This window comes from Desulfosporosinus sp. OT (assembly GCF_000224515.1).
Classification (GTDB): Bacteria; Bacillota; Desulfitobacteriia; order Desulfitobacteriales; family Desulfitobacteriaceae; genus Desulfosporosinus.
Map to the genome: position 1 here is coordinate 85,330 of NZ_AGAF01000167.1, position 17,649 is coordinate 102,978.

Sequence of the window (17,649 nt, forward strand, 5' to 3'; positions counted from 1 at the left end):
AAACTCCTCTAATATGATTAGCTTATGTAGAATGACTTTTTCTAAAGCGCACTTCATTTTCTTCTTTCCATAAACGTTTACTAGATTTCTAAACTAGCACTTGTTCTAAGAACTGTAAAGACTCACTTCGTTTTTCCTTTAAAAGCTGTGAATACAAATTATAATTAACTCCTTCTTCCCAAAGTTCTATGGCTTTATCCGGGTCAAAAATAATTCTTTCTGATAATCCAAGGCTGGCAAGAAGATATTGAGCCTTTTGATTAACTATAAGGCTTACGAAGTTCGCTCCTGTTTTTAAAGAAAATATTGTTCCATGAAATGTGGATGTATATACATATTTTGCAGCTTTAAAATAGGACGCAAAGTACTCTGGAGGAGGAAGTAGAACACCTTCCGCAAAATCCAAATAATTTCCTATAGCATAAATCTTCAATCTGTTTTGATCCGCAAAATTCTTAATAACTCTAACTTCTGATGGAGTTATAAAATGAACGTAAACGAGCATATAATCAGGTAAACTAATAGGAATAAATGTTTCATCATCATATAAGAGTGTCGGATCCAGTACAATTGGTACTGTCTTTTCAGTTAATTTTTTTACGATTTCATGACTTAACTGGTCTCTCACTGAGATATGTTCAATATTCAATAATTTGCTTTTGATAAATTCAGATAAATTATGCTTTACGATATCTTCATAACTTGAAGTACCAAAACTATTTGCGTAAACAATTGTTTTAGATATTAAACCAACTGCCCAAAATGAAGGACAAATACCAATATCCCTATTTTGTATATTCCAAAGCTCATCGCTTCCAATAATGACATAATCTAAATTTCTGCCGTCAATAAAAGGAAACTTTTTAAATGTTCTTCTTACGCTTTTCTTTATTACTTTTTTTCTCTGATATATCGTCTGAAATTTTTTGTAGTCTTTAACTTTTGATAAATAATATTTTAACTTGTTGGACTTTTTTTTTGAATTATCAGATCTACCATATACCTCCCCTTCATATACCTCTCCTTTTTCATACGGTAAAAAGTATACATTATGGCCCATTTGTTCACATATAGTTTTTAATGCATTTGCTTGTAAAAACGATCCATAATTATGCTTATCCCAAACTGTGCATATTCCTATTTTCATTAATTATACCTTCCTTTCCTTAAGTGAATTATGTTTCAGATTGTCCTTCCCCACAAACGTATTCTTGAGCATTTGTGCAAAGCGCTCTAGCACGCTAAGAGTCGTGCTACTGTCAAAAATGAGTCTAAAAACGAGCATAACTGCAGCACAGACAACGGCGCAACATATCGCTTCAACTGTCCATGAAACAAATGAATCGGGATATGAAGTGAATACTAAAGATGAAACCGTATAGGAGGCACCGACACTGACAATTGATAGACATATCTGCCAAAAAGTGAATCCCATTGATATTTTTACTACGTATTTGTTGCAATGAATAATATAATCAACCGCACGATACATCGTTACAAGCAACCTCCCGATAAGCATTCCTACCAAACCATAAGTCATGAAACCTACCATTGAAAGAATGACGGTCAGCGAAGCTTCGATAATGCTCCCGTTTCTGATTTCTCGAAATCTACCGGCAGCGACAATCAAAATCGACTGCTGATTTCGGATTGTCCAACTCGCCCCTATTAAGATAAAAAGAACGCAAACTGTTGGCAGGATATAGTGGGCATCCGTTATATTGAGCGTGTAAACCCTTATGAACGGCAAGTATAAAACGGAAAGGCACGAAAATACCCACGTCCATAGCATCTGAAACATTACTTCGAACTCTTTATAAGTTTTCCTAAGTTTTTCGGTGTCGCCACAGGCTATCAAATCTCCAAACCCAGCTGCTATACCATTATTTATTGAATTCATAATAGTATATAAGCTTGATAATACAAGATTATATACGGTGAAAACACTTATCAACGCCATCGGAGATTTTGAAAAGGTCAATATAAAGACGCTTGAATTCATAACTAACATACTAAGCAATTGCTGCAGCAAGACATCGTTTCTTTGCTGTAGCTTATATTCTTTTGAATCGGCGTTATAATTTACCTGTGGATGAATTTTTCTGACTGCAATGAAAAATGCTAAAGCTCTTATAATATAGGCAATTGAGGCCACAGCAAACGCTAGTACAACATAAACATGGTAATACGCCAATAAGATCAAAAGAACGGAATACAAACCGGTTGAGGCGCTATTCAAAACAAAGACAACCCCGCTGTACTGGGATGCCATCAACAGAGCCTTATATTTGCCGATTACCCATAACTGGGTTGCACCATTCACACCAATAAACAGTACCAAAGCCATAATCTCCGCTATTGAAAACGCAGTTCTGGCAATCATAAAGGGGTATATTAGCATTGCAATTAGTAATAAGGCCAAGTAAGTAATACCCACTTTAAAATAAAATTTTTTTGTGGCAGAAAGAATCCTGCAAACTTCCACTTTGTCATCCTGTGTCAACGGTTTGTATAAAGCAAAAATAGTTGCCCCAGCCAAACCCCCTTCAACCAAGGTAAAATAGGTGATAATCTGCTGAAGCGATGTGACCAGTCCGTTTGTTTCAGACCCGTATGCTTGGATGATAGCGCGAGGGAGAAATAAACCTACAATAACCACTGTCACCTGACTTATCAAGGCCAATCCAATATTTATCAATGAATGCTTTTGCCTGCTTACCTTAAAACTCATTTTCAATACTCCTTATTCTCTTGACTGATAATTGACTCTTCAAAATTCTATTAAACTTTTACTTTTTATCAAAACTTGGAACTCTTATTGAAATGAGCAGAAACGTTATAAATATTAGATATGAATTCGAGATATTGCTTACGGAAAAAAGACTAGTGAAAATTCCGATAAATCCACAAACTAATCCCAGACATATTGAATAATAATCATTTCTTAAGATCTTTATCTTTTGGCACTTTTGATAAAAGATTATTGGAACACTAATAAACGTTGCTACAATAGCACTTCCAACAACAATGCCATTCCCAACAATCCACTCCAGCCAAGTATTATGGCAATCCCTATATGTATAGTAAGGTATTCGTCCTTGTCCAATTCCTAAAAATGAATTGTTATTCATTAAAACTTGCCATGCATTTTTCCAAATAGTTATCCGCCCATACTCATCATTTAACGCAGATCTATTCTCATATTGAGCTATTAGACTTTTAAAAAACACTGGATTCCAGTTTATGTTAGTCACTAGAATAATAAGTATTAAAACCGTTAGACAGATAATACCCAGATACAAGGTGATTTTCTTTCTTGATTGTTGGTTTTTGAAAAAGGCGCCTAAAGAGAGCATGACAGTCAAAGATAGGGTCATTAAGGCAGCTCGCGATTCTGTATAATATAAGTCAGTTGCACAAATTATGATAGTTAATAAATATTGATTTCTTACTGAGAATTTTGGCTCATTGGGAAAGCTGCAAATTGAGATCGCAATTGCAACTATAAAACCCGTTACGACTACATTTGGATCAATAAAAAAACCCCTTAGCCTACCTTGTGTAATATCTACGAATTTCAAAATAATACCTTCGGACATTCTAAAAGAAGTACTTAAACCTCCAACATTTATCCCTTGAATATTCATTTGCATTGCCATGAAAAAAACAATGCCGTAACCTAAGGCAGTGGCTACTATAACTTGCCGAATTTGAAGCAAATCATTATCCCGTTTTAGCAAAGAAACATAAAGCAATGCACAAAGAATAATAATGATTACCATGAAGTGTTGCTTAAATGAAAGGAATCCAGAGCCATTGATAATGTCGATACAAAATAGAACACTAAAAATACTTAACAAAGTAATTACTAATCTCACATTGTAACGCACACTCAAATTATTTTTATATGACGCAAGTACTTTTAAAAGTATTAAAAATGAGAATAGCATGTAAGGCTTTATGTTTACATTTGAAATGCTAATTCCATACATATCAATAGGTAGTAACATCCAAATGTAGTGATACCACGATATGTTCTTATTCCTTAATTGAAAGCATGTAATTGAACATGCTAACGTTATCCATATCCATATCATCTTAATTACCTCATCCCGCTCAAATCTGAACTACGCGAACCTTATCTCATGTTATCTCAGAGCTCGTTCAAAATGCCTTAGTAATAACATCTGATATCTTTCATAAGATTGCTGCTCGATAAAACAAACTGCATTACTATATAGTTTTTGCTTCGTTTCCGGAGTTAGTACTTCCAAAATGGCATTTGCAGCCATGACTACACTATCTGAAAAACAGATGCCCCCTTTGCTCACTTCGGCAAGTTCACATGCTCCGCCCACTTCGTTGCATACAATGGGCTTACCGGCTGCCAATGCTTCCAACCCTACTAAAGATAACCCCTCTACAGAAGGTATAATGACAACATCTATAGCAGCAAGGATATCCGCTACATCTTGGCGTTGCCCCATGAAATGTATGTTTTTCTCTAAGTTCAAATTTGTAACAAGTCTTTTTAACTCTCTTTCGTACTCCCTTGTTTCTTTTCTTGCAGAACCCACCAGAAGAGCCTGAACTGAGTACCCCCTCTTTAAAATCTCTATAACAACTTGAATTACGAACTCTTGCCGTTTTGATGGTTGTAGTATGCCGATATGTCCTATTAGTATCTGTTGCCCTGGAGTTAACGAGAGTTCCTTATAAATCCTACTTGCCTTACCACTTTTATATTTATGCGAATCTACTGGATTGTACATAGTAACTACTTTGTCCTTTATCTTTTCGGAAGTCAGTTGACTTCCAACGGAATCGGAAATACATATAATGGTTTTGATACTTGACCAGTTCGAGAAATAGTTAAGAAGCTTTTTCGTTCCACCATCCTCGAAAATGTGATGCAGATGCCAAATAACTGGACGACGAACTAACTTGCCGCAAATTGCACCCCAAGGCAGTGCTGCCGGCCCAGGAACATAAATAATATCCGGTTTATGTATCATATAAATATGTAAAAACTTAAGCATTGCTTTTATAGACATCCAACTATATTTAAAGATAGCAGTTCTCTTTTTGATACCTATAGGGAGTATTTGGCTTCCACAACATATGTAAGGTATTCCTTCCCTTTCAAGTTGCTTCGATAATGGCCCTCTTTGAGGTATAAGGAATTTAACCTTATATTTTTTCTTGAGCATTTTTGCTATTGCTAACGACATTTGCTGACCACCACCAATTAGGTGAGATGTTTCCCAAACCAACACTTCCATTCAAACAACATCTCCTTTCGGTCAGCCGCTATACCATAAACACTTCGATCTACCATCTACAACAATAATATTAAATAGATTTTTCCATAAATAATTTTAGAATTACTCCTTCTGCAAAGATATTTTCATTATTAATGAATAAATATCCGTCATTTCATACTGTGTCTTATCCAGCAAAAAGCCGTTCGAGGCGATGACAGCAGTTTCATAGCGGTGTGCCCCGGGGGAAAGCCTATGCATAAAACCCTGCTTTTCAAACAACTTTTCGCCTAAATTCCAATCTGCACCGTAACGCTCATCCATTTGAAAAATGATTTCTGGGTACCTCGACAAGTATTCGCCGTTATAAAGTTCATCAGTACGTTTTATCCATAGGAAAGCAGGCGAATCTTCACCGTCGATATTAATTGTTTTTAAATAAGTAATGATTTCATCGCATAAAGCCTTCTTATGCTTAACGCTTTCACTTATTCTGATCCCGCCGTAGCTGTAATTTTTTAGAGCTGACAAATCGCTGAGGTAGGCAATCGTTTTACTCCAGTCAAAATCGTTGCTTGATGCAAAAATTCCTTTCCACACAGGGAACTTCTTTGCTATCTTCACCGCCCATTTAGGTAGTCCTCGTTTTTTCACAAAGGTCAAGGAGGTTTTCTTAACCCATTTCTTAATATCAAACTTTTTATCCTTTTTGATTCCTGCCTGCCTTGGTGTTAAGTATCCCCTACGTCGCAACATTTCGTTAATCCTTGCTATATACACCGGACGCGCGCCGTGCCCATGGTCACTTATCAACAGCATTGGTGTATCAGGAAGCATCTTTTGGATTTTGCCGATGTAATTGTCTATACGTTTATACATATCTCGAATGACGTCTTTATACTCATTATCTCCTGGATATTCCGGATGAGTAGGGTCGCAATGACGCCAAAAATCATGCTGTATGCCGTCGATTACTGAAAAATAGCTGAACAGGACATCACATTCTTCGTTTTCAATCGCAAGCTTCGTAAGACGGAATTCTTCCTCGGCTTTGCAAACGTATTCCTTAATTATTTTGCCGAACTGCTTTTCCGATGTGAATTTACCTTCTGTTCCCAACAAGCCAACCTTGGGATGATAGGTAACGTACCTGCTTTGCGGATAAACGCACATTCTGCCCTTATGCGGTCGGGTGATCATCAGTCCATCAATTTCCCAACCCTCTTTAATATTCATTGGGAGGATGACGGCACATCGTAAACCCTGTTGATTGAGCTTATCCCAAAACACCCTCCCCTTGAAAGAGAAATCATCAAAGCTCAGTGGCTTATAGGCGTTTAACTTATCACCGACATTAAGGAAATTTATGATCCCATGTTTAGATGGGTCAAGCCCAGTGTAGATTGTAGACCAAGCCGGCGTTGTATCGGCAGGAAATACCGAGCGAAGATGAGGGTATTTGCTGCGCTTCATCATAGAACTGATGGTGGGCAGGTCGCATTCATATTCCCTTACGACATCCCAATCCATTCCATCCACACCAATAATAATTAATTTTTTTACCATATCACAACCTCTATTTCATCAGCAGTGGCTGGATAGTTGCCATAACTTCGGAAATCATACTATCCACTGGTTGATTACCGGATATAGTTCTAACATTATATATAGATGCGAGTGCATCATAAAGCGGCTCTCTGATCTCCAAATAAAGGGGGTCTGGGATATCATTTTTTCTGGAGCAACAAACTTCCACAGGAGTTTTTATGTAAATAATTAAATCGGGTTTTGGAGCATGCTTCCACTTGCCTGATATAGTTCTTTCGATATACTCTTCATTCTCTCCAAGATTTGCGGCATATGTGACAGCATTGTCATAGATATACCGGTCCACCAGAAGAGTCGTCCCAAGCCAATGCTTTACACAAATGTTAAAGAAAATCTGTAACTTGAACTCACATGTGGTCAGAAATGAAAAAATTGTATAAATATATTTTCTTCGGGCCTGGTTTCTCATTCCAGTGAGATAGGCTTTATAATCACCGCTATGGGGACTATTATCTTTCTTAAGCAACAGTCTCTTTCCGGTTTTAATGAAAAATGACATCACTTTGACAACATATGCTGCGCGAACAACTTCAACTCTGATCCCTTGTTTTTTAAGTTCTTTATATACTTGCCCAATACTTGTTGATTTGCCGGAACCATCTAGTCCGATAAAACAAATGATAGGGTTCATTGAAACTCAACCTTTCAAGATTTCGAGAATTTTCTCCGAGGACTCATCCCAACTTTTGCTGTTAGAGAGCAATGTGGTCTGTGATTTATAATAAGCCGCGTTCTCAATTGCTTTTGTAAGATCTATCATGCTGTCAATAATTGTTAAAGCCTTTGGGTTGGTTGTTTTTATATAGGATAATGAGGATAGTTGCTTATACGCAACGACAGGAGTTCCGCAAGACAAGGCTTCCATCACGGATAGCGGGATAGAAATCACAAACTCCGTCGTTTTTGTAGGAAATAAATAAACGTCTGCAAGTTGAAACAGTTCTTCAACATTCGGCAAATATCCAGTTAACAGCCTAATGTTCGCCTTTTGCAACTTTTCAATCACTTCTTTGTTCTCAAACAATCCGCTTGCAACGATAACGCACTGATAGTGCTCTTGGTTGATCTGACAAAAATCTTCAAGCCCTCGCCCGTATGAACAATGCCCCACATGAAGTACGACAGGTCGCAAGGTGTCAAAGCCATACTTTTCCTTTAGATGAGATCTTTCATGAGGCGGACGCGCTCGAAATTTTTGACTGTCAATGCCAACGGAAACCTCAAATACCTTACCCTCTTTTGGAAGTCTCAACTTACGCATATCATTTTTATATATCGTAAAATAATTACATCTCAACGGATATACGTTATTTAATAGGACAAACCCGTACTCTGGTTCTTGAACCAATAAAACAAATAGTTTATTAACGTGTAACCTTAGTAGCTGGCAAAGCAAAAAGACTTTGAGATTTGCCCTTGCGCAAACAATCACTGCGTCGGTTGACTTAGCAATGGATAAGATAGCCCCAATGTCTCTGAGTGCGAAATAAACAACTTCGTGTTTTTTCTCGAAAGACCTTGATAAATGAGTAATTACATTTCTCATGCCTTCGTTCTGAAGTCCATTAACTGTTCCAATAATTAGTATCTTCATAGCAACACCTCTTTTAGTTGTTCTCTCAAGTTGTCGACGCTTGCACTAAAAGTAAATTTCTGAACTATAATCTTTTCTGCAGCTTTGGCAATTGATAGGAAGTTCTGTGAGGACAACGCTCGAATCATAGCTTCACAAATACTATCTACTGAACAGTCTGAGAGAATCCAACCATTAACCCAATCTTCAATCACATCAATAATGCCGCCGACAGGCGAAGCGATTGCAGGAACACCCTGGAACATTGTCTCAATGAGCCCATTCGGTAATCCTTCCGCATCCGTGGGAAAAAGTAAAAGTTTCCACTTTGCAACAATACTAGGTAACTTACTGTGTTCCACCCAACCAAGCAATTCAACCTTGTGTTCGAGCTTAAACTCTTTGATCAGATTTTCACAGTCATCTCTTAGCATTCCGCTGCCAACTATCTGAAGTTTCCAATTGGGTTTTTGATTGGAAAACATAGCAAAGGCTTTAATGCTTTCTAACACGTGCTTACCCTCCACTAGTCGACAGACCATACCAATAGTATTTTCCTTTTGTTCATACAAAGGTTCGGCCTTGCCCTCAACAAACAAGTGTATAATTTTTATCTTCTCAGGTTTTATTCTAATATTCCAACAATCAATCACCGAAAGACTTTCAACGCAGATATAGTCTGCATGCTCAGCCATATAAACGATCATTTTTTCAGAGATATTTCTAAATAGAGTTTTTTTACCTTCATTACCGACATTACCCATCAAGAAGTAATAAGTCCTCGCCCTTTTAAGTTTCGCTGCCCAGAATGGCAACAACATTTTATCCGCAATCCAGAAAAATGCTAGGTCATCTCTTTCCACCCTTTTTAGGATCATAGAAAGTAACAACAACTCCAGTTTCAGAAAACTCAATACTTTTCTCAGTTTGTTACCAGTACGACTGCACCTTACGTTGTAGAGTTCTACACAGGCATTATCGTCAAAGTCTTCAATATTACCTCCCAAGACCATAAGCTTGCCGAAGATGCAGGATAACAGAAGCGAAAATTTACTCAAACTTATAAGAGACGATTTATTCGAGTCCGGAATGGGGTTTGAGACGATAAACACCTTGCTCATATCATCATCCTATTCTTACTCGTTAAATAAGTAGGTTTTAAATTTTGCAAATGCTTTTAATGAACGCTTCAAATCATCAAAGTTCAACATACCCATCCACAGCCTGTGACAAATATACCAAAAGCGAAGATAATATTTCTTCCTTGCAAATGCACAAAAATCTACGAATTCCTGTGCAGAGATTTCAGGAAGGTTGATGACACAACTCATCGTTCCGTCCTCGTTACAATACTCATCATACCTTCCGTTAATATAACCGTATGACTTTGCCCAGGTATAAGCCTCGGTGCCTGGATAAGGAACGAGGGGGAAAAACTGTGCCGTATCAGTTTTAAATCTTAAAGCCGCCTTCAACGTTTCATTCATAGTTTCCTTTGTTTCACCTTGGTTTCCCACCATATAGCACGCGTGAACTAAAAGCCCAGCTTTCTTCGCGTTTGCAATATATTTCTCAATCTGTTGAACGGTTGTTCCTTTTTTAATATTATTAAGAATCGTCTGATTAAGACTTTCAATACCTGGGATAATCAGGTGACAGCCGGCCTTTTTCATCAGTTTCATCGTTTCAAAATCAAGATTTACTCTTGCATTGCAAATCCACTTTAGCCGTTTGTGCAGACGGTTCTCAATAAGCAAATTACAAATCTCAGTAACGCGTTTTTTGTTAACTGTAAACGTATCATCTTCAATAACGATTTCTTTGACTCTTGGAAAGTTAGCGGCAATATATTTAATTTCATCAATTACGTTTTGGGCGCTCCTGAGACGATATTGATGACCGTGCAGGGTCTGTGGATACACACAAAAGTTGCATCTTGCCGGGCAACCTCTGCCCGTAAATATCTGAATGGACGGATATGATGCAGCAGGGAAAGAGTAATCCATGATGTCAAGGTGCTTTTTGATAAACTCGGCGGCAAAGGGAATTTCGTCCAATTCTGTTATATACTCAGCATCCCTATTATGAATGAGGTTACCACTGCGTCGGTAAGTTAACCCATCAACCTTTTCTAGCCCAACATTGTTTTTAATTGTATATGCAAGATTTTTAATAATATAGTCGTATTCTTTTCTAGCAATTCCATCGATCCGACCATCTGCTTCCATAGTCTCGGTTACTGTCGACGACGGATGGGTCCCGACAAGCAAAATAAATGCGTTAGGATATCTGTCTTTGATTGTCCCAGCAAAAGCAATATCACTGTAAATAGACGGAGTACTAGTATCTAGTACAAACAGTCTTGTATCTTCAGCATGTTCAGACACATAATTCAAGCTTGCTTCCTCATCCATATTTTTAGCTGGCGCATCTAGAAACTCAATATCGAAACCTTCTTTTTCAACAACAGCAGCGGCATAAATTAACCACAATGGGTAATAAAGAACACCACTATGACCGATTGCAGGACTCCTTGATTCTCGAGAAAATTTGCCATATTGGGCTTTAAATGGTGGGTTAACAAAAAAGACCTTCATTTTTGCCTCCAAAACTTTTTCTTCAATAACTTTTAACTTACACAATGTCGGCAGTTTAATTTCCTATATTTTTTAATGTTTTTAAATGTATAAAAAAGCATAAAATACGCCGATTGAAATATATTTAACCCGATATGCCGATAAACCATAAAAGTCATCTTCGCTGCTTTGATTTTGTTGCCCGATTTTGAGTTTTTGGAAAGTCGATATATTAAGAGAGGCTCATTGATGCCGTAAGCGTAGCTTTCTGTCTTAAGTATCTTCAGCCACATTGCGAAGTCTTCGTGCATATCGTCCCGTTCCATTTTGAGACCCGACAGACACTGCTTCTTAACAAGCACGGAAGAGCAGGCAATAATATTTTGCTTCAACAGATCTTTGTATTTTACCAATTCAGGAATTTTAAGAACATACGAATTGGGGTTGTCGTTTTCGTCCATAAATGACAATCCTGTATATATCAAGTTAGCGTGTTCGTTATTTCTGATCAAGTTTATTTGCTTTTCGAGTTTCTCTGATCTCCACATATCATCACTGTCGAGAAAAGCTATCCAATCTCCAATTGACTGGGCTATACCGAGATTTCTTGATGCTGAAACACCTCTATTCTTTTCATTACGAAAAAAATGTACCCTTTTATCTTTAATTACCATAGCTTTTATGATTTCAGCCGTATTATCTTCAGAACCATCATCTATAACAATAAGTTCGAATTGATCGTATGACTGATTCAAGACTGAATTTATTGCTTTTTCAATATATTTTTCAGCATTATAAGCAGGCATAATAACACTAACAAATTGACTCATCAAAACATCCCCAAAATAAATTATCAATTAATCTTATGGAAGGAGGAAGGGAAGAGGTCTAATACATTACTTAAACATAGTCATAAGATAATTAGTAATATTAAGTTACGAAACTAAGTTTTTAACGCCAGTATTCGTTTCTGCATTTAACCCGACTGCTCTCTCCCGTTGGAACACCACTCTTACTGTCTGAAACAAAATACTAAAATCCAAGCCCAACGAATAATTTCTAATATACATTATGTCGAACCTTAATTTATCTTCAGGAGTGGTCGTATATTTCCCTTTAACCTGAGCAAGTCCAGTAATTCCAGGTTTTACAGCCATCCGATAACTATAATATGGGATTGACTCTCTATACTGATCTACAAAAAATTGACGTTCTGGTCGAGGACCAACAATGCTCATATCCCCTTTTATTACATTAATTAATTGTGGCAACTCATCTAGTCTTGTTGCACGCAGAAATGCTCCAAATCTTGTTATTCTGGGATCTTTCTCAACTGCTAATACCGGTCCGGTCTTTTGTTCAGCGTTGTCTACCATTGAGCGGAACTTCATTACTTTAAATGAAAGACTTTTTTCCCCCAACCTTTCTTGGCTAAATATTGCCGGCCCTGGTGATAAGATTGGTATTAAAATCCTCAATGTAATCATAATCGGACTCGCAACTAATAACATTAACGAGGAAATTATGATGTCGAATACTCTTTTTGCAAATCGTTGTCTAATATCTAAACCCAGGGGTTTGATTGATAGTAATAATGTGTCATCAACGCATTGAGCTTCAGCACTGTAAAGCAAGATCTCTATCAGATCTGGAACTAAAAGAACCTCCTTTCCTTTTTTGACACAAAGGTCAATCACTTTCATTTTATCTTCGATTCCTGGGTTAATTGCTATAACATCCACTTCATCAAGTACCGATTGTAATTCATGTCTATTTGCATTTTCACAAATAGAAAAACCCTTATGGTTAGCAAATTTCTTTATCAATCTTCTAGTTTCAAAGCTAGTATTTTTTTCGATGAACAACAACCTTTTTGATTTATAGACTTCTCGAAATAGTAACTGAATAATAGTACGCGAAATAGAAAATAAAAAAAATTCTAAAACTGTCGCCGTTAAAGCAACTGAATCAGGTAGAACAGAGTTTTCAATTATATAAACATAACTCATTATAAGTGCTGTGTTAATAATCATTGCCGCGAAAAGAGAACAGAGAACTTTTAGTAAGCTTCGAGTTATAGCTACTGTATATAAGTCAAATATATAAAATGATAATAGAATCCCTATACAAACAAATGGCAAGACTTTAAAATACGCATTCCAGTAAGTAAAAGGACTTTGAGGTCCAAATATAATCAAATAACATAGATGGTAAGACAAGTTAATGATACCTATGTCAAGGAATGCTAATAAAATAGAAATCGATGAAAAACGACTTTTCGTCACTCTCCCCCTCCTTTTTCTTGATCCTTATTTAGCCAGGTTACTGACTACATTGCGATCCATTTTATAATAGCTTAAAGTTCTATCCAACCCCTCAAAAAGAGTGCATTTAGGTTGCCATCTCAGTTTATTCTGCGCCTTATTATTGTCCAAGTAGCTATGTTTAATATCACCTAGTCGTGCTAGTTGATAATCTGGTTCAGTATAGGTATTATTTATAACACACAACGTTCGAAAGAGATCCTTTACTGAGGTTTGCAAGTTAGTACTAATATTAATTATTTCACCTGTCCCATTATTGATTGCTAACAAGTTAGCTTCGGCTACATCTTCGACGTAAACAAAATCTCTTGTTTGGTATCCATCACCAAATATTTTAATTGTTTTGTGCTGCAGCAACCGATTAATAAATATTGATACAACCCCGCCTTCCCCCTCAGCATCCTGGCGCGGTCCGTATACATTAGCGTATCTAAGGATGGTATAGTCCAGACCGTATAATTCATTAAACACGCTAATGTAATGCTCAGGTGTATGTTTAGATATTCCATAAGGTGACTGAGGATTTAATGGATGTTCTTCATCAACCGGCAAATACTTTGGGTCACCATACACTGCAGCCGACGAAGCATAGATTAGCTTTTTCACGTTATGCATGATGCAATTTTGAAGAATATTAAGGGTGCCTAAAACATTCACATCAGCATCAAAATTAGGAAAATTTAAAGATTGTTGTATGCTAATCTGGGCAGCATGATGAATCACTACTTCGGGTTTTACTTCCTCAAAAATACTTTCTAACTTTTTTAAGTTGGTGATATCACATTGATGTATTCTGGCCTTATGGTTTACATTTTCCCGCTTTCCCGTAGAAAAGTTATCAATAACAAAGACTTCGAACTTTCCCCAAATTAATTGATCTACAACATGAGAACCAATAAAACCCGCTCCACCTGTCACTAATACCTTCATTTACTTAAACACCTCCTATACGGATAAATAATTTAAACGAATCGCCTAATTGTGACAACAATTTTAGATAATCCCAAAGATTTCTTTGCATAGTTTCTAAGTTAATTATCCTTTTTAACGAGTTCTTTTTCTTCAGTCATATGTCTAATCTAAACTTGACAACATGTATCATTTAAGAATTCTACTTTATTCCATCATTGTTATACTAAAGTATTAGATCTTATCATTTTGTCTAAAGTTTTTCTTTAATGAGTCCTTGCATAAAGAGCTGCTTGAGTTCGACAGCTAAAGCCGAGTTTCGCTAAAACTTGGCTAACATGTTTTTTAACTGTACACTCCGAAATGAATAATTGTTGAGCGATGTCCTTATTTGCTAACCCCACTCCAAGTAATCTAAGTACCTCATGCTCTCTTGGTGTTAACATATCCTTGTCATCTAACTTCGATTGTTTCATGACGAGTTCTATGATAGCAGGATCATAATATTTCCGACCTTTACTTACTAAGCGAATAGCAGATACAATTTCTTCGGGCATCGAATCTTTAAGAATATATCCATCAATACCCAGCTCACTGGCACGTCGAAAATCCTCTGGATCGAATGAAGAGGTTAACACTACACATTTACATCCTGAGCCTTGTTTTTTGATCTCTGGCAAGATATCTAATCCGCATTCATTCTTAAGCCTTAGATCCAAAATAATGATATCTGGATCAGATCGTCTAATGACATCTAAAGCATCCTTGACTGTAGAAGCTTGCCCTACAAACTCGAACCCCTCTTCTAATCCTAAAATTGCTATAAGCCCCTGTCTTGATAATGGAAAATCATCTATGGACACAACCGTCACAAAACTAACCTCCTGATACAAAATACTTCCCAGTGTAATTTAAGCACTAGAATATAGACTACCCTTCATAAACACCTTTGTATAAATTATCATTCATTTCTCGACCTTTTTCGTCACGCAAACGAACACCTTCAAATTAATCGAAGGCGTATATCCAGAGTTATACAAATGAAGTACGCATAATCTACAAATGAAGTATACTAATTACACTAAAGTACCGCTATTCTCAAATTCGCATGCCAAAACAGGTAGTAATGTTAGCATCTAGGGTCGGCATAGGTGACTTTGTAATCAGAAAACAGTGAAAGGAAACCTCTTTTCGCTTGACGACTAAAAGGGGCGGTTTATCGCCCCTTACGTGTAAACGTATTCAGATTTTAATACGTCATACATCCATCAGTACACTATTGTAACATGAGGCTTATTGTAATCTCTTCAAGAAGGTAATTGACTATTAAATCCTTTTGACCTTGCATAAAGTGCAGCCTGAGTTCTACCACTAAAACCAAGCTTAGATAAAATCCGACTCACATGCTTCTTAACTGTATATTCCGTAATGTACAACTGGTCAGCAATATCTTTATTACTTAGACCTGCCCCAAGTGCAGATAGAACCTCCTGCTCCCTTAGAGTTAGTGGCTCAACATGTTGGCTTTCTCTTTTAAGAACCCACTCAATAACTGCGGGATCATAGTATTTTCTTCCTCGTGCCACTAACCGAATAGCGTTAACGATTTCCTCAAGCATTGCATCTTTTAAAATATATCCATCGACGCCTAAGTCATTAGCTCTCATAAAATCTTCTAATTTATGTGAATTTGTCAGAACCACATACTTACAGCTTAAGTTTGTTTTTTTCATTTCCATTAATATATCTAATCCAGATTCGCCCTTGAGCCATAAATCTAAAATAACAACATCCGGACACGAATTGAAAATAACATTTCTCGCTTCATCAACAGAAGCAGCCTGTCCCACAAATTCAAATCCATCTTCTGATCTCAGAATTGTTATAAGTCCCTGTCTCGACAATGGATAATCATCTACACATACAAACCTCACTCTACATCCTCCTGAGGACTATATGCCTTCATTGTATCTTTTTTGCATAGTCCCACCTTCATTACTAACAATCGAATTCGCTGTTCTTTGCTTGCTGTTGTAAAGACATTTCTTGCACTAACCTCATCATCTGTCGGTATATTTCCTAAGTCTTCGCCATAGAGAAATCCGATCTCCTAGGTGAACTGAGTACGATTTTCCTTGAGATTTTGGACATACCTTACTTGTCATGCCTACCACCCCTTTAACGCTTTCTGCCAATTTTCTAGGCCGCAACCTAAAGTTGATCCTTATCTAATTATCCAAGAACCGAAAATGAACATCTGATTCTATGTTTATTATTCATTTTTTTGCGGTATTAATCGTCGCGCAATGGAATAACTTCGAGATATCCAAACAGATACTGTTAATGGAATGCTGACGTCGACTGTCTAGTAACCTATTGGGATAGATTGCAATACTTTAGTGTCATTCTAGACTCTATAACTTAAAGCCAATACAGCATTGGAACCAAACTGCTGTTATCCTTTTTGGGTACTTAATGGTAAAAGTATTCCATTGCTACGGTAAGCGCAGACTGAAAAAGCCACTGCACTGGCAGTGGCTTTTTCATTAATTATGAAATTACTCAATTTATAATTCCACGTGCACTTGCATAAAGTGCTGCCTGTGTACGACAGCTCAGTCCCAACTTACCGAGAACTTGGCTAACATGTTTTTTCACCGTATACTCTGTAATGAACAGATGTTTGGCGATATCTTTATTATTTAAGCCCTTGCCTAATGATGCCAGTACCTCTAGCTCTCTAGGCGTTAACTGTTCGATATTCTCAAGTTTTTCCTTCTTCAACACAATTTCCATAATGGACGGGTCATAATACTTTCTGCCTTTACTAACCAGCCGAATAGCGCTGATTATCTCCTCAGGCATTGCATCTTTTATAATATATCCATCTACTTTAAACTCGGATGCTCGCTTAAAATCATCCGGATCTAACGAAGAAGTCAAAATAATAATCTTACACTTAACGTAGAAATCTCTAATTTCTGAGACAATATCAAAACCACACTCATCCTTTAGCCTTAAGTCTATAATAACAATATCCGGTTTTAACCTAAAAATAACGTCGCGTGCCTCTATGATACTGGAAGCTTGCCCAACTAACTCAAACTCCTCTTCTAACTCCAAAACTGCTATTAGACCCTGTCTCGCTATTGGAAAATCATCAATCGACACTAAGGTCATGAAACTACCTCCTCAAACGTCTTTTCAGGAGTGATCTTTGCTTTCTCATTAGGTACAATGATTTTTATCCGAGTCCCTCGCCCTATATGACTTTCAATCGATGAAATCGCATTCATTGAATGAGCTAAACAGGTGATGTTGGTTAACCCCAAACCGTGATTTTCCCTGGCGCTATTTACCGGTTCAAAACCAATACCATCATCTATGATCGTTAAATG

15 protein-coding genes and 1 pseudogene are annotated in these 17,649 nt (G+C 37.0%); all 16 read right to left on the minus strand.

Annotation, left to right across the window (positions count from 1 at the left end; genetic code table 11):
- Nucleotides 1–88: 88 nt before the first annotated feature.
- Nucleotides 89–1,147 (minus strand): polysaccharide pyruvyl transferase family protein, encoded by a 1,059-nt coding sequence (locus DOT_RS15935; protein WP_009620826.1) that lies wholly within the window; start codon nt 1,145–1,147, stop codon nt 89–91.
- 3 nt (nt 1,148–1,150) lie between these two features.
- Nucleotides 1,151–2,731 carry a membrane protein gene (locus tag DOT_RS15940; protein ID WP_009620827.1) on the minus strand — a complete coding sequence of 527 codons (1,581 nt, stop codon included), beginning with the start codon at nt 2,729–2,731 and terminating at the stop codon, nt 1,151–1,153.
- A gap of 58 nt (nt 2,732–2,789) precedes the next feature.
- On the minus strand, nt 2,790–3,782 hold the full coding sequence (locus DOT_RS15945; protein WP_207637048.1) for an O-antigen ligase family protein: 993 nt from the start codon (nt 3,780–3,782) through the stop codon (nt 2,790–2,792).
- A 366-nt stretch (nt 3,783–4,148) separates the two neighbouring features.
- Nucleotides 4,149–5,282, minus strand: a complete 1,134-nt coding sequence (locus tag DOT_RS15950) for a glycosyltransferase family 4 protein (RefSeq protein WP_009620832.1) — start codon at nt 5,280–5,282, stop codon at nt 4,149–4,151.
- A gap of 102 nt (nt 5,283–5,384) precedes the next feature.
- A complete protein-coding gene (locus DOT_RS15955) occupies nt 5,385–6,827 on the minus strand; it encodes an alkaline phosphatase family protein (protein WP_009620834.1) in 1,443 nt (480 codons plus the stop codon).
- Between the two features lie 10 nt (nt 6,828–6,837).
- On the minus strand, nt 6,838–7,500 hold the full coding sequence (locus DOT_RS15960) for a hypothetical protein (RefSeq protein ID WP_009620837.1): 663 nt from the start codon (nt 7,498–7,500) through the stop codon (nt 6,838–6,840).
- A gap of 6 nt (nt 7,501–7,506) precedes the next feature.
- The gene (locus DOT_RS15965) at nt 7,507–8,463 is read right to left on the minus strand and encodes a glycosyltransferase (RefSeq protein ID WP_009620839.1); all 957 of its coding nucleotides are present in this window, start codon (nt 8,461–8,463) and stop codon (nt 7,507–7,509) included.
- Nucleotides 8,460–9,563: a glycosyltransferase gene (locus tag DOT_RS15970; protein ID WP_040412435.1), complete on the minus strand. Its 1,104-nt coding sequence runs from the start codon at nt 9,561–9,563 to the stop codon at nt 8,460–8,462. Before DOT_RS15970 ends, DOT_RS15965 begins: the two co-directional genes overlap by 4 nt.
- A gap of 15 nt (nt 9,564–9,578) precedes the next feature.
- On the minus strand, nt 9,579–11,039 hold the full coding sequence (locus tag DOT_RS15975) for a radical SAM protein (RefSeq protein WP_009620842.1): 1,461 nt from the start codon (nt 11,037–11,039) through the stop codon (nt 9,579–9,581).
- 32 nt (nt 11,040–11,071) lie between these two features.
- The gene (locus DOT_RS15980; protein WP_009620843.1) at nt 11,072–11,848 is read right to left on the minus strand and encodes a glycosyltransferase family 2 protein; all 777 of its coding nucleotides are present in this window, start codon (nt 11,846–11,848) and stop codon (nt 11,072–11,074) included.
- Nucleotides 11,849–11,953: 105 nt separating this feature from the next.
- Nucleotides 11,954–13,303, minus strand: a complete 1,350-nt coding sequence (locus tag DOT_RS15985; RefSeq protein WP_009620844.1) for a sugar transferase — start codon at nt 13,301–13,303, stop codon at nt 11,954–11,956.
- A gap of 24 nt (nt 13,304–13,327) precedes the next feature.
- Nucleotides 13,328–14,272, minus strand: coding sequence for an NAD-dependent epimerase/dehydratase family protein (locus tag DOT_RS15990; protein ID WP_009620846.1), 945 nt, complete (start codon nt 14,270–14,272; stop codon nt 13,328–13,330).
- Between the two features lie 245 nt (nt 14,273–14,517).
- Nucleotides 14,518–15,123 (minus strand): response regulator transcription factor, encoded by a 606-nt coding sequence (locus DOT_RS15995; protein WP_009620848.1) that lies wholly within the window; start codon nt 15,121–15,123, stop codon nt 14,518–14,520.
- 435 nt (nt 15,124–15,558) lie between these two features.
- On the minus strand, nt 15,559–16,185 hold the full coding sequence (locus tag DOT_RS16000; RefSeq protein WP_009620850.1) for a response regulator transcription factor: 627 nt from the start codon (nt 16,183–16,185) through the stop codon (nt 15,559–15,561).
- A 628-nt stretch (nt 16,186–16,813) separates the two neighbouring features.
- Nucleotides 16,814–17,431, minus strand: a complete 618-nt coding sequence (locus DOT_RS16005; RefSeq protein ID WP_009620852.1) for a response regulator transcription factor — start codon at nt 17,429–17,431, stop codon at nt 16,814–16,816.
- A pseudogene (locus DOT_RS30560) lies at nt 17,428–17,649 on the minus strand (ATP-binding protein); the annotation flags it as partial. The pseudogene DOT_RS30560 and the gene DOT_RS16005, both read right to left, overlap by 4 nt.

What these genes read in the sequence shown, in the direction of transcription:
- DOT_RS15935 (WP_009620826.1), bottom strand. Translation starts at nt 1,147, where the DNA reads ATGAAAATAGGAATATGCACAGTTTGGGATAAGCATAATTATGGATCG.
- DOT_RS15940 (WP_009620827.1), bottom strand. Translation starts at nt 2,731, where the DNA reads ATGAGTTTTAAGGTAAGCAGGCAAAAGCATTCATTGATAAATATTGGA.
- DOT_RS15945 (WP_207637048.1), bottom strand. Translation starts at nt 3,782, where the DNA reads ATGGTAATCATTATTATTCTTTGTGCATTGCTTTATGTTTCTTTGCTA.
- DOT_RS15950 (WP_009620832.1), bottom strand. Translation starts at nt 5,282, where the DNA reads ATGGAAGTGTTGGTTTGGGAAACATCTCACCTAATTGGTGGTGGTCAG.
- DOT_RS15955 (WP_009620834.1), bottom strand. Translation starts at nt 6,827, where the DNA reads ATGGTAAAAAAATTAATTATTATTGGTGTGGATGGAATGGATTGGGAT.
- DOT_RS15960 (WP_009620837.1), bottom strand. Translation starts at nt 7,500, where the DNA reads ATGAACCCTATCATTTGTTTTATCGGACTAGATGGTTCCGGCAAATCA.
- DOT_RS15965 (WP_009620839.1), bottom strand. Translation starts at nt 8,463, where the DNA reads ATGAAGATACTAATTATTGGAACAGTTAATGGACTTCAGAACGAAGGC.
- DOT_RS15970 (WP_040412435.1), bottom strand. Translation starts at nt 9,563, where the DNA reads ATGAGCAAGGTGTTTATCGTCTCAAACCCCATTCCGGACTCGAATAAA.
- DOT_RS15975 (WP_009620842.1), bottom strand. Translation starts at nt 11,039, where the DNA reads ATGAAGGTCTTTTTTGTTAACCCACCATTTAAAGCCCAATATGGCAAA.
- DOT_RS15980 (WP_009620843.1), bottom strand. Translation starts at nt 11,848, where the DNA reads ATGAGTCAATTTGTTAGTGTTATTATGCCTGCTTATAATGCTGAAAAA.
- DOT_RS15990 (WP_009620846.1), bottom strand. Translation starts at nt 14,272, where the DNA reads ATGAAGGTATTAGTGACAGGTGGAGCGGGTTTTATTGGTTCTCATGTT.
- DOT_RS16005 (WP_009620852.1), bottom strand. Translation starts at nt 17,431, where the DNA reads ATGACCTTAGTGTCGATTGATGATTTTCCAATAGCGAGACAGGGTCTA.